Here is a 13,279-nt window from a genome sequence, read left to right as displayed (position 1 = left end):
GGTGAAACTGAAGAACGTAACACATCTGAGTGTAAAAGAATTATGGAGCCTGTGGCGGGACCCGGCCATGCTGGTGCTTATATTGTATGTGTTTACCGTCAACATATACACTGCTGCTACAGCCATGCCTGAGTCGTTACACAATGCGCCCATCGCTTTTGTGGATCACGACCAGTCGCAGCTTTCCAAACGGATCATTGATGCCTTTGCACCGCCTTACTTTTTAACGCCTGAAGTCATTCACGACAACGAGGTAAACCGGGTACTTGATACCGGTGCCTTTACCTTTGTGGTAACCATTCCACCGAACTTCGAAAAAGAAGTCTTTAAAGGCTTACAGCCGGACGTTCAGGTAAACGTAGATGCCACTCGCATTAGTCAGGCATTTACCGGCAATGGCTATATTACTGAAATCCTCAATGCGGAAGTGAGTGCTTACCTTCAAGGGTATAAGTCGGAGGTGTCTTATCCGGTGGAACTTGTCATGCGAGCCAGGTTCAACCCCGCGCTGGAGAGCTTCTGGTTTGGATCGGTGATGGAGCTTATTAATGCGGTAACCATGATTGCCATTATTTTGTCCGGCGCGGCGCTTATTCGGGAAAAAGAGCGGGGAACCATAGAGCATCTGCTGGTTATGCCGGTGTCAGACAGTGAAATTATGCTGTCTAAAATACTCGCCACCGGCGCCGTGGTGTGGACAGTTACGCTGTTGTCGGTATACGCCGTAATTCAGGGGGCTTTGGGCGTGCCAGTTAATGGTGATGTGTGGTTGTTTATGGTGGCCGTGGCGCTACAATTGTTTGCCGTATCCAGTATGGGTATTTTCATGGCCACCATTGCCCGCTCCATGCCGCAGTTTGGACTATTGCTTATTCTGGTGCTGTTGCCGTTACAGCTTTTGTCTGGTGGCACAACGCCTAGAGAAAGCATGCCTGATTTTATCCAGTACATCATGTTGCTAACCCCCAACACTCACTTTGTGATGGCGTCGCAAGGCGTACTGTATCGCGGTGCGGAACTCAGCGTAATATACCCTCAACTGCTGGCGCTCTTTGTTATTGGTTGTGTTTTTTACACGGTGGCGCTGCGTCGATTCAAAAGTACCATTGGTAGCATGACGTAGCTGTTTTATTGGACAAAGGCTGGTCTATTGCAAATCGCTTTTGGGTATTCTTCGCAAAAAACTGGCGAATCTGGGCTTTCCCGTGTTAGTTGTGCCGTAATATTTATAGGTTACCCAACTGCCCACAGGGGGCGGGTGCAGCCTGTCGTCGTCAGAAAAGCCCGTTCCTATTTTAAACTGCACGTTGCTGGCGGTTTCCACAAGAAGGGAACCCATCATGCCGGCGTATTTTCCCTTTCCGGGCACATGTGCAATTACCCTCGCTTCGGCATCGTCAAATAATTTAACTTTTAACAGGTGGGGCGAACGACCATCGGCGTAAAGAGCTTGCTTGTGGTGCAACATAAGCCCTTCGCCGCCAGCGTCAGTAACGGCTTTTAGGTGTGCCTGTAGCTCATGGTGGTTGCGAAAAGTGAGTTGCTCAATAACGGCGAGATGGCCATTGTTGGTGTTTGCTATCAGTCGCGCCATGGCATCAACCCGATCTATAAAAGGGCCTCCGTGGGTGGGTAAATCAAATAGCATGAACTTCACATTCCGCCATCGTTCATCAGGGGTGTCACTGAGGACGATGGAGGCGATTCGCTGAAAATCAGCCCTTTTAGTCCAAAGCTCACCATCTAGCGGTACTGCTGGCCAGTGTTTGGTAAACCACGCTGGCGCATGAATAGGGTTGCCGCTTCGGGTGAGTAGCATTGACCCGGTCCAACGGGCTCTGATGCCGTCGAGCTTTTCACTTACAAAGTAGTGTTCAGGTGTGATGTGTTTGCTGTACGTCGACGCAAGTTGCAGTGGCATTTTAGCTGTTGCTATTGGAGCAAAAGCCAGTAAACACACACTGCAGAATAAGCCCAATAAACCTGTAAAACGAAACATTGCCTGTGCTCTGCTAATGGAACAATTCACCTCATACTAGCCGGCATTGATGGCGAATTCGCCGACCAAAAGGCGGGTTTGGCAACTAGCAGGTGTTTTTCACCTTTCCTTCACCCCGGTTTACCTAAAGTAACGTCAACACTATGAACAACGACAGGATCGCCGCGGTGGCCGCAGGTCTGGTGTCGGTCGTTACTGACTAAGGAAAAAACTCATGAAAGCGCAACACCTACCTATTCCCCTTTTTCTGGCAGCTGGCCTGGCGTTACTGGCAGGCTGTGGTTCCAGTGGCGATTCATCGTCATCGAATCCATCGCCGCTTCCACCGGTAACTGCGTCGTATCAGGATTGGCTGGACGACACCGTGGGAGATAATATTCCCGGTCTTATCCTGCATGTGCAGGGCGACGAAGTGTCGTTCACCGGGGCTGCCGGAGTGGCAAGTCGGACAACTTTCGAGCCTATGGAGGTCTATCATCAAATGCCAGCCGGCAGTGCCGGAAAAAAAGCGACAGCACTCTTGGTTGCCCTGCTTCACGAAGAGGGACTGTTGAATATAAATGATCTCATTGCCGACTACCTGCCCGACAGTGTCTTAAACAACATTCCACACAGCCGGGAAATAACCATTCTCCAATTGTTGAACCATACCGCGGGAGTGCACGATTATCTCGATGCCGACACATCTGCTGCTTGGTTTGAAGCCGGCCAAAATAGCGTAGGTACGCTTAAATCTGATATCGATGCGCTTTCATTTGTGTTCAATAAGCCAGCTTATTTTGCGCCTGGCGAAGGGGTTCACTATTCCAATTCCCATTATTTATTGGCGGGGTTGGTGTTAGATAACGTTCTCGGCGAACATCACCACACGGCGCTTAGAAATCGGGTATTTATTCCCCTTGGAATGAACAACACGTACTACAGTGGTTGGGAAAATGAATTGGGCGAATCGATTTCCGGCTATTTATTGCTCGGCGACGAGATGCTAGATACCCGGCCATTCTACGCGAGTGTGGGCGTTGCTGATGCGCCTTTAGTGACCACAGTAACAGACCTGTCTGCGCTGCTCACAGCCATTGTATCTGACGACAGCCCACTGTCTGAAGAGGTGCGTAATATTCTGGTGGGGGAAGACAGCATTATTGATACGCCCTATGACATGGATTTCGGCTTAGGTATTTTCAAAGAACTGATTAATGGTAAAGTTGTGTTTCACCACGGCGGTGACGAAGCGGGGTATAAAACCACTAACGCTTACGTGGAGCACAACAATACCGTAATTACACTGTTTGCCAACTGCAACGGCTATGACGTCTGCAGCGATACGGTAGATGCATTGATGCAGGCGGTGTTAGCCAGTGTGTTGTAAAGACATGGCAGGTGTTGTGTTACGGTAGCTTACTAGCGGTGAAGTTTCCCCCTTGAAACAGGATAAAAGGATGTCACAAAGCACACTGTCGGTGTTACTTATTGAAGATAATCTGGCCCTTGCCCGGCAGGTAAGCCGTTTTTTAGAAGGGCTGGGGTGGCAGCTGGATTTCGCGGACAAGGGCAAGCAGGGAGTGACGCTGGCGCTGAACCATCACTACGATGTTATTATTCTGGATCTAAATTTGCCGGATTGCGACGGGTTAACGGTTTGTCAGCAAATAAAAGAGCAACAAACCCGTCTCACGCCTGTTTTGATGCTCACCGCCAGGGACGCATTTGAAGATAAGGCCAAAGGGTTTACCCAGGGAACTGACGATTACCTCACCAAACCTTGTGACTTGCGGGAGCTGGCCCTTCGTTGTGAAGCGCTGGCTCGCAGGCCTCAGTTGCACACGGCAACTACTCTGTCGAAAGGTGGCCTAAAGCTTGACCTGAAAGCCAGTGTTGCTTCCTGGCAGGACCAGCAACTCAAAGTAACCAAGGTGGCGTTTCAGATCTTACGCGAACTGGTAAACGCCTATCCACAACCCGTGGCGCGAAGTGATCTCGTTGCCACACTGTGGAACGATGAGCTGCCGGAAAGTAACCCGTTAAAATCTCACATGTACAATCTGCGCAAGGCTTTAGCTCAACAAGCGCCTGAGGTGCAACTGGTCACCATCGGCAATATTGGTTATCAGTTGCAGGGACTGGACAATGTTTAAAGGGATCCGCGCGCAACTCTTTTTTGGGTTTGGAGCGTTGGTGCTGGTTATAAACCTGTTTTATTTTCGGGTTACGTCACTGTTTGTGGAAGTCACAGAAGACGTGGTGGCCCAATATGTATTGGAAAGGGAGGCCGCTGCAATTGCTCCGGGGGCGTTAAATCAGTTGGACCTGGATAACGCCAACGCCCAGTTTTTAACCCAGGGTGTGTTTGTCTTACCCAGAGACGATTTTATTCGTTTTCCGGCGGTGACAAAAAGCCTCCACGACGCGCGCCTATACACTTTCACCTATGAAGGAAAAAAGGGCTATGGCTACGCGCTCTTTACACCGGCTGACGCCAGTGCCTGGTGGCTGGTGCTCAATACACAAAACGTGGGTGCGCTGTCGTATTTTTCTTCTGTGTTCAGTGTCTTTCTGGTGAGTATTTCCGTGGCTGTTATTTTACTCACGGTGTTAAGTACCTGGTTTATCGCAACTAAATTGTCTGCCCCCATTATCGCCCTGACGAATAAAGTGGGGTCGCAGCAACCGGAAAAACCGTGCAGTATTGCGCAAGCGTCCAGGGAGGACGAAATTGGGCGGCTGGCATTGACCTTTGAGAGAACTTTTCAGGCGTTACAACAAGCGTGGCGTAGGGAACACAATTTTGCCAGTGATGTAAGTCATGAACTACGCACGCCCATTGCCCTGATCCGCAATACACTGGTGCTGAACGAAAATGGCGTAATGTCAGAAGACGACAAACAGATTTTGTCTCAATCTACGGATACCCTACAAAACACAGTAGAGGTGCTGTTGGCTCTTGCCCGAAAAGAAAACCTTGTTTTTAAAAGCTGGGTATTACTGCCCTTTATCGAACGGGCCATTCTGGCACTGTACGGTTCCACATCCGCCACTGATTTTGACGTGCGGGTTGATATCAGCAAAAGCATGGCGGTGGAGGGTAACGACCATCTCATTACTCTGTTGTTGCAAAACCTGATTAACAATGGTTTTTACCACGGCGGGGCAGGTGGCATGCGCATTTATACAGAAGAGCAGTACATCGTGTTCGAGAATGCCATTAGCGGCGCATCTTCTCAGGCTTATCAAGGGTTGGGGCACGGGCAGTATTTGGTAAAGCGCATCGCAGATGTGATGGGGTGGACGGTATCGGTAAGCAACACGCCAACGCACTACTCAGTTACTTTGATGCCAGTGCTCCCTGCGTCTGTATAGTGCGGCTTCGCCGGATAAAGGTGATGCCTACGGCCACGAACCACAGTATTTGCGTCAGGCCGAAGACAACACCTGCCGATGACAGCACCGGCACGAGCGTAAGACAACCAATGAAACCAATGATGGCACCAAAGGTATTTAGCAGTTTGTACGGTAGACGGAAATACAGGGCGTGTAGGCTCAAGGACAGCAGCCACACACCACCTACCCATTCCACCCCATCGCCCAAACCGGTTTGCAGGCTGTAAATGGCAAACCAGACTGAAGATTGTTCGTTTTCCGGCAAGTGCAATAGGTATTCAATAGACAGAGTGGCAATGAGACCACAGGCAATAACGTAAGACGCCCAGATAAACCCGAACATCATGGTAAGGTGGTAGCTCAAAGTTTGATAGGGGCTGATGAAGCGGTTTATGCCCTGGGTAAGTACGAGTAAATTAATACCGAACAATACAAAAATTATCAGGTACCACAGTTGGAAATAGCGCCCGTTGCTCAGAATAAATGCAAGCCGTTGGTGGGGGTTTAAATGAATACCCGGTTCAATGTAGAAAATCATCACAAACCCCACCACAAAACAGCCTGCGCACATTAACGCTGCCAGTCCGGCCATGCGATAGGGGGCATTGTATTGTGGTTGCATGGCGCTGCCTGTGGTGAATGTGTGAATTTACTGTGTGCATTATATGAGAATATTTCTTCCTATATAGCAAGTTAAGCATGGAATAATTTGCAACAAACCTTGTCAGGGGACTCGAATAGCGTGGGTTTATTCCGCGTGTGAAGTGCAGGGTGAACGGAAAATAAACAATTGCCTTAACTAAATGTAACCAGTAAGGTTTTACTTCAAATCTTGTTATATCAATGATACCTATTTGCTTTGAATCGGAATAAGCAGGACGCTGGCGGCATGGAAAACATCGGTAAATATAAAATTATAAAGTTATTGGGTGCAGGTGGGTTCGGACAGGTCTATTTAGCACACGATGAACACATCAGTCGAGATGTGGCCATTAAGGTATTTCACCCCAAAGATGAAAATCTTATTGCGTTTGCGACTTCGTCCGATACCGAAGGACTGGATATCCTGCGCAGGCGATTTGCCAATGAAGCCCGTATTCTCGGTTCGCTGGAAGACAATCCCTTTGTGATCAATATTCTGGAGTTTGGTGAACTGGGAGATGGCTCGCCGTACTACATCATGCCGTATATGGCTCATTCTCTTACCGAAAAATTAGGTAAGGATGTGTTTGATATAAATGCCGTATCTGAACTGGCTGACGAGCACAAACCCAAAGCCATGCCCTTCGATGAGGCACTAGCGGTATTCGCTCAGGTGCTTACCGGTATTGCTGGCGCCCATGAAAAAGGCTTGGTTCACCGCGATATCAAGCCATCGAATGTCATGCTTACCGCCGGTGGCGATGTGCGCATTGTGGACTTTGGCATCGCCAAAGCGCCAGATTCCGGCCATAGCACGGTATCGCAACTCGGTATGGGTAGCCGAAACTATATGGCCCCGGAGCAGCGGGAAAGCGCTAAGCACGTAGATGCGCGAGCTGATGTGTATAGTTTAGGCACACTGGGCTATCGCATGTTTACCGGCCGTCTTCCCTCGGGCCGCTATGCCGATCCAAATGTCATTGTGAACACGATGTCAAAGGCACTTAACGATGTTATTTTAAAAGCGATCAGTGAACGTAAAGACGATCGCTTTGAAAATGCCGTGGCCTTTAACGAGGCCTTTGCGCTGGCGATGTCCGAGCAAGATAGCACTGCGGGCTCAGAAACGACGGCTACCTGGGTGGGGGGCAATGAACAAATTAACCCCGAGCTGTTACCGTTGGAGCAAAAAATTATTCAGTTTCTTACCGATAATGGAGAGGTAAAAAACAGCGATAAGCCGGTATTACAAGCGTTGGCCGATTTGGCGAATCTCACAGAAGAGGCATTGGATGAACTTATCGCGCGGGTATCACAACAACAAGCGAACAGTTCGCCTCAGCAAAGAGCCCTTCAGCGCTGGGTTGATAACCTCAACAGAAAGCAAGCGTCTGGCGATAGCCTGTCGAAGGAACAGATAGATGCGCTGCTTGCCGCCGGCGTTGCCAGCACTGGGAAATTGCTGGCTGATTTGCAACGCATATTGAACCAAAAAAAGTTGGCCGGAGATGATGCGGCTACCATGTCAACAGTAGCAACTTCGACATCGTCTGCAAAAACACAATCAGATACATCTGTAACAGGGCCCGCAAAAACTTCGGCTAAATGGCCTGCGATTGTGGTTATTTTGGCCGTGGTACTAGGCGGGGCCTATTGGGTGAGCACCACATCAACCCCAAAGAACAAAGTGACACCAGATGAACTCACATTGAGCAGTAATAGCGATGAACAAACACTTAGGGTGAATGCAAGTAAAGGCAATGCCAAGCCTGTTGCTGAAGAGCCTAAAAAAGAACCTGGAACTATACCCAAAACGGATTTTGAAAAAGAGTTGTATGCCGCCGGCGCGCTGGCTGGTCAATACATAGATGATAAAATGGCGAAGCAGGAACTGCCGGAATCTGATGTGAGAAGCGGTTTTGAAGCGGGGCTTAGGAATGATGCTGTACTCAGTGCTGCCGATGCACAAGCGTTAATTAAAGCGGCAGAAGGCAAAGAAGCCTTTGAAATTACAGATAGAAATAAAGTGGCTTATGCCTTGGGACAATCGGTAGGGCTTTACTTTCACAGGGTATTTGAAGATTTCGAAAAATGGGACGGACAGGAAAAGCACGATTTGGTGATCAGTGGTTACGGAATGGTTATCGGCGGCTTTTTTGATGGCTTGCGTGCTTCATCTGTCCTGGCAGACGACGACATTAAAACCTACTCCAATAAACTCGGTGAAAGAGTGGCTTTACTCAAAAAACAATACGAAGAAGGCATCGCCAGCCGAAACATCGAAATCGGAAAACAATTTTTGGCGGAAAACGCCAGAAAGCCGGGTGTGAGACAAACAGCAAGCGGCCTGCAATACGAAATAATAAGAGCGGGCACTGGTATATCACCAGACGAGGATGACAACGTGACCGTGCACTATCGAGGCACATTAACAGACGGCACCGAGTTCGACTCTTCCTATGCACGTGGTGAAAAAGCGTCTTTCCCGTTAAACAAAGTGATTGAGGGCTGGACAGAAGGGCTGCAGCTAATGAAAGAGGGGGCCAGGTTTCGCTTGTTTATTCCGGCTGAACTTGCTTATGGAGAGCGTGGCACGGGTATCATTACTGCGAATAGTACGTTGATATTTGAGATCGAGCTTTTCGATGTTATTAAAAACTGATTGCCGCTTACGTCGGCAATCATGAAGGGAAAACGCGCCTGCGCTATAACGACGCTTTCGTGTATGCGAGGGTGGCTCGGGTACCTTCCATTTCGCTCAATCGTGTGCCTTCATATTCAATACTATAAAAGCCTGCAAAGCCCGCTTGCTGTAAAATAGCGAATAACGGTGGGTATGCCAGGGTGGTTTCTTCGCCGCGCTCATTAAAATCGTGGGCTTTTACACTCACGCCGCGTGTGAACGGAGCGAGATCATGTATGCCCTGAATTCTGTCGTAGCGCCGTTCAGGCTCAATATCCCATCCTCCCATGAAGAAGTTGTCCAAGTCGGTGAATACCCCCAGGTTTCGGTGATCAGCGCGCTCTATAAGCATGGCCAGCCAGGCGCCGTTGTTCGATGCGTAGCCGTGATTTTCTACAAGTAGTTCAATGTTCATTGCTGCTGCGTGGCTTGCCAGCGTGTGCAAAGACGCGGCGCAGTTATTCAGTTGTTGTAAGTATGAGCCATCGCCATAGGCGTTTACCCGAAGTTGCTTGCAGCCCAATGTGGCAGCAGTATCCAGCCAGCGCTTGTGTAAATCAATTGACGCTTGTCGCTTAGCGGCTGTACTGGCTCCTAGCTCGCCGGTTTGGTCACACATTAGTACTTGAAATGCCACGCCGTTGTCGTTTGCCCGTTGGGTAAATTCCCGCAAATATGCTGCGTTACTGTGATAGCCGAAGAAGAGAATATTTACCAGATCAACATGAGCCAGCCCGAGCTCCCTGGCAACCACACAAATGTCTCGTGGGTCGAGCGTGCCCTGCAACACGCGCTCTGGGTGGTCGGAATGAAGGGTTTTGAGGAATGCCGGGTAGTTGTCTTTACTGGTGCCTAAAATTGCGCGATGAAACGACCATTGTGATACTGACAACTGCGGAGTGTTTTGTGTCATATTGGCGGCGATAGCTAAGGGCGTTGTCGCCATTGCTGTACCTGTCACTGCGGCTTGAAGAAACTGACGGCGTGTAAACATAGTAACCCTGTTAATAATAGACGTTGAGAACCACTATATAACAATTTGAACCGGTTCATAAGGGGTGTTGATGCCACTTTTATTAACAAAGTGAGCGCTGTGATGGAGGGTGCCTCACACAGACAACCTGAAATATGAACCCTATCTGCTGCTAAATTAAATGGTTTGCTGGGTTGCCCGTTTAATTTTATGTGTGAAAATGCCACGCTTGCCGAGACGTTAAAAAAATGTTGATCTGAACGGTTCATGTAAGTATATTGTAAAAATAAACCGGTTCATTTTGTTCGTTCCGGTTTTTTAAATAACTAAAAATGAACCGGTTCATTTAGTTGGGCCAACGTGGGAAATGAGAACAATGAACAGAAACCGAATGCTATTTGCTCGTAGTATGCTGGGTGCCAGCATACTGTTGGGGTTGGGTGGTTGCCTGGGCGGCGACGATCTGAATACTGAAACAGCTGTTTACCAACCTGAAGAGAAACCGCTCAATATTATTGCGCCTGATAATATGGAAATTAAGCCAGGCGACGCAGTGACATTGGAAGCGAAGCTGGTGGGTACAACCAGCGGTGAAGTCATTATGTGGGAGCAGGTGAGTGGCGCGGAAGTAGCTCTCAACACAAACACAGGCTCAACCGTTTCGTTTGCTGTTCCTGACTCAGTTGTTTCCGACAAACTGGTGTTTGATATTGCTATTGTTAATAGTCAGGGCGAAGTCGTTACCGATGATGACGGTAATCCCTTAAAAGACACGGTGGAAATAACGGTATTCGACCCGGATTCGGTGATCAATGCAGACGTTAGCGATGCAGATACCATTCTAAATGGCGTGGCTTTAGTGGTTCCGGGTGATGAGAAATTCATCCTAGGTGCAAACAACGATGCCCATACCGGCGATATTGAGCCTGGCATGAGTGCTGTTTTTCCCATCAATACCACGCCGGGGTTTTATACCCTTAACGTGCGCTACGCTATTCCTTCAGACTACGGCGGCAAAGTGGCCAATGTAAATGTGAATGGTGTCGACTATGCGCTTGAATTTAACGCCACGGGCCAATGGGAAGAAATGCGCGTAGGCGTGGTGGAAATCGTTGAAGGTGAAAACACCATCGAAGTTGGCGGCGGCTGGAATTACTACCGCATTGACGGTATTTCGCTCATCCCATCTGCAGAGCCGCCGGCACCATTGCCCGTTGCGCCAGAGCTGGTAAACCCAAATGCCACTCAGGAAGCGGTTGATTTAATGGCGTTCCTGAGCGAAAACTATCTGACGTCTACACTCAGTGGGCAAACCGAGTTTCCGCAAAAAGAAGATAATACCTTCCCACTGTTCGAAACCCAGAAAATTGAAGCGGCAACCGGTGATGATTCTCCTGCGATTATAGCCTTCGATTATATGAATTATTCATCGTCTTACGATGGCGCAGATTTTGATGGCCTCACCGAGGCGATTATTGCTCACAAGGCGTCCCGTAATTTTATTGTTTCTGCACTGTTTCACTGGCGTGCGCCAAGTGGCAACACGGGTACTGGCAATGGCAGTTTCTACACCGACGGCACCACCTTTGACATTGCCGCCGCGCTGGCTGATACCAGCTCTGCTGAATACGCAGAACTGCTCGCTGATATTGATATTGTGGCGGCAGAACTAAAAACGCTGCAAGACGCCGGTATACCTGTATTGTGGCGTCCGCTGCACGAAGCACAAGGCGGATGGTTCTGGTGGGGGGCAAAAGGTGCAGAGGCCTTCAAAGGCTTGTGGACACTAATGTATGACCGCCTCACTAACCACCACGGTTTGAACAACCTTATTTGGGTGTTTACCCACACCGATGGTTTGGGCGAAGACTGGTACCCAGGCGATGAAATGGTAGACATTGTGGGGTTCGACGGCTACGGCGATCCACGCAATGACGATACCCATACGTTCGCGTCCCAGTTTAAAACACTGCAAGACCGTCACAACGGAAAGAAAATGGTGGCGCTGACGGAAACCGGCACCATTCCCGACGTACAACTCATGCACGAACAGGGCGCGATGTGGTCGTTCTTCATTACCTGGAATTCAGAGTTCTGGAACCCAGATTCAGTGATTGGCCCTCAAGGCGCAGCGCCGGCTGAAGTTGATGCTAACTACGCCTTTGACGGTGTGCTCAACGTCGATGACGTTCCAGGCGGACGAGCCAAAGTCAGTGGTGTTTATGCCGATTTTGAATTGTCGGTAAGTAGCTGGGAAGCACAGCTTAATTGGTCTCCCACCGACGGCATTGCCATTTCTGACGCCTGGGCGCAAAACGGTGCCTACGCTTTATCTGTCACTAAAGATATGACGCAGCCAGATACGTTGGACAACGTGGTATTTCAAACCTATCCGGCCGGCGGCATCGATGTATCGGAAACTGATGAACTGACCATTGCGGTAAATACGCTGGAAGCAGGTGCCAACATTGTCGCGCACATCTTCTTTAAAGCGCCAGATGGCGTAGAGAGTTGGCCAGACGCGGTAGCGGTTGCCGAAGGTGGAACAACCCTGTCGATTGATGTAAGCGAAATAGACGTGATCAACGGTTTGGGGGTGCGCTTCATGGGCCTTGACGGTACAGCGACGCAGGCGACTTACCTAATCGATAGCATTGCTCTTGACGGAGAGGTTTATCAAGACTTTGAACCCAATACCATGGGCTGGGGAAGTCAGGTGAACTGGTCTGGTGTAACGGGTACTACCTTGTCTCGTGAGTGGGCAAGCGAAGGTATGCAATCGTTGGCGTTGTATCAGGATCTCTCTCAGTTGGACTCAGCTGAAAATATAGTGCTACAAACCTATCCAACGGGCGGTATTGATGTAACAGGAATAAACAGCCTTACCATTGATGTAAACGCCATGGGCGCTGGCAGCAGTGTAGACGGACATATTTTCTTCAAAGCCCCGGATGGCGTGGAGAGCTGGCCTGCAGCAACGGCGCTGGAAGAGGGGGGCTCGACCTTGTCCATAGACGTCAGTGAAGTCGACACGCTGAATGGTCTGGGTGTGCGTTTTAACAACGCTGATGCCACCAGCACCGATGCGAGGTTCTTCGTCGATGCCATCAAGCTCGATGGTGAGCACTATCAGGGCTTCGAAGGTACAAACGGCTTTGAGCTGCAAGTGAACTGGTCGCCAGCAATGGGGTTAGCACTGGCAGATGATTGGGCTGACAGCGGGAACTTTGCCCTGCAAGGTCAGGTAACCCTAGCCGATGGCGATGAAGTGGTGATACAGACATACCCTGAAAACGGTATTTTATTGGGTGATGACGTAAGTACACTGAACATGGTGGTTTATGTTCCCAACGCGGCACAAGACACCACAGCCAAACTGTGGGCGAAAGATAAAGATGGAAACTGGCGTGATGCCGGTGCCGCGGCCTTAACCGATGGGATGGCGAGCTTGTCGCTGGATATCAGCGACATCAGTGAGTTACAGGGCTTTGGAGTGCAATTTCAGGGGTTAACCTCTGCTCACACCACCTTTTATGTAGACACCATTTCACTCGACTAAAGCGAAGGCCGGACACCATGGTGTCCGGCATGCAACGAACAAGGG

Annotated in this window: 9 protein-coding genes; 6 read left to right on the top strand and 3 right to left on the bottom strand. The window is 49.5% G+C overall.

Features of this window, described 5'->3' with window-relative positions; all coding sequences use genetic code 11:
- Position 1 precedes the first annotated feature (1 nt).
- A complete protein-coding gene (locus KO518_RS18595) occupies positions 2–1,123 on the top strand; it encodes an ABC transporter permease (RefSeq protein ID WP_216027348.1) in 1,122 nt (373 codons plus the stop codon).
- A gap of 24 nt (positions 1,124–1,147) precedes the next feature.
- Here KO518_RS18595 and KO518_RS18590 read toward each other — a convergent pair whose 3' ends face one another.
- Positions 1,148–1,999, bottom strand: coding sequence for a DNA ligase (locus tag KO518_RS18590; protein ID WP_216027347.1), 852 nt, complete (start codon positions 1,997–1,999; stop codon positions 1,148–1,150).
- Positions 2,000–2,213: 214 nt separating this feature from the next.
- Between KO518_RS18590 and KO518_RS18585 the strand changes: the two genes are divergently transcribed.
- The 3 genes from KO518_RS18585 to KO518_RS18575 all read left to right on the top strand — a co-directional run bounded on the left by KO518_RS18585 (position 2,214) and on the right by KO518_RS18575 (position 5,356).
- The gene (locus KO518_RS18585; protein ID WP_216027346.1) at positions 2,214–3,368 is read left to right on the top strand and encodes a serine hydrolase; all 1,155 of its coding nucleotides are present in this window, start codon (positions 2,214–2,216) and stop codon (positions 3,366–3,368) included.
- Between the two features lie 70 nt (positions 3,369–3,438).
- A complete protein-coding gene (locus KO518_RS18580; protein ID WP_216027345.1) occupies positions 3,439–4,134 on the top strand; it encodes a response regulator transcription factor in 696 nt (231 codons plus the stop codon).
- Entirely contained in the window at positions 4,127–5,356 is a 1,230-nt protein-coding gene (locus KO518_RS18575) for a sensor histidine kinase KdpD (protein ID WP_216027344.1), read from the top strand. The genes KO518_RS18580 and KO518_RS18575 overlap by 8 nt, the downstream gene beginning before the upstream one ends.
- Here KO518_RS18575 and KO518_RS18570 read toward each other — a convergent pair.
- A complete protein-coding gene (locus tag KO518_RS18570; RefSeq protein WP_216027343.1) occupies positions 5,322–5,999 on the bottom strand; it encodes a hypothetical protein in 678 nt (225 codons plus the stop codon). The two genes, KO518_RS18575 and KO518_RS18570, sit on opposite strands and share 35 nt — an antisense overlap.
- 267 nt (positions 6,000–6,266) lie before the next feature.
- Here KO518_RS18570 and KO518_RS18565 point away from each other — a divergent pair, with 267 nt between their 5' ends.
- The gene (locus KO518_RS18565) at positions 6,267–8,681 is read left to right on the top strand and encodes an FKBP-type peptidyl-prolyl cis-trans isomerase (RefSeq protein WP_216027342.1); all 2,415 of its coding nucleotides are present in this window, start codon (positions 6,267–6,269) and stop codon (positions 8,679–8,681) included.
- Positions 8,682–8,724: 43 nt separating this feature from the next.
- Here the strand turns inward: KO518_RS18565 and KO518_RS18560 are convergent, their stop codons facing one another.
- Positions 8,725–9,696: a sugar phosphate isomerase/epimerase gene (locus KO518_RS18560; RefSeq protein ID WP_216027341.1), complete on the bottom strand. Its 972-nt coding sequence runs from the start codon at positions 9,694–9,696 to the stop codon at positions 8,725–8,727.
- A gap of 355 nt (positions 9,697–10,051) precedes the next feature.
- Between KO518_RS18560 and KO518_RS18555 the strand changes: the two genes are divergently transcribed.
- A complete protein-coding gene (locus tag KO518_RS18555) occupies positions 10,052–13,234 on the top strand; it encodes a glycosyl hydrolase (protein ID WP_216027340.1) in 3,183 nt (1,060 codons plus the stop codon).
- The last annotated feature ends 45 nt before the right edge of the window (positions 13,235–13,279 follow it).

It is taken from the genome of Aestuariibacter sp. A3R04 (genome assembly GCF_018860805.1).
GTDB lineage: Bacteria > Pseudomonadota > Gammaproteobacteria > Enterobacterales > Alteromonadaceae > Alteromonas.
This window is presented reverse-complemented; position numbering and strand designations above follow the sequence as displayed.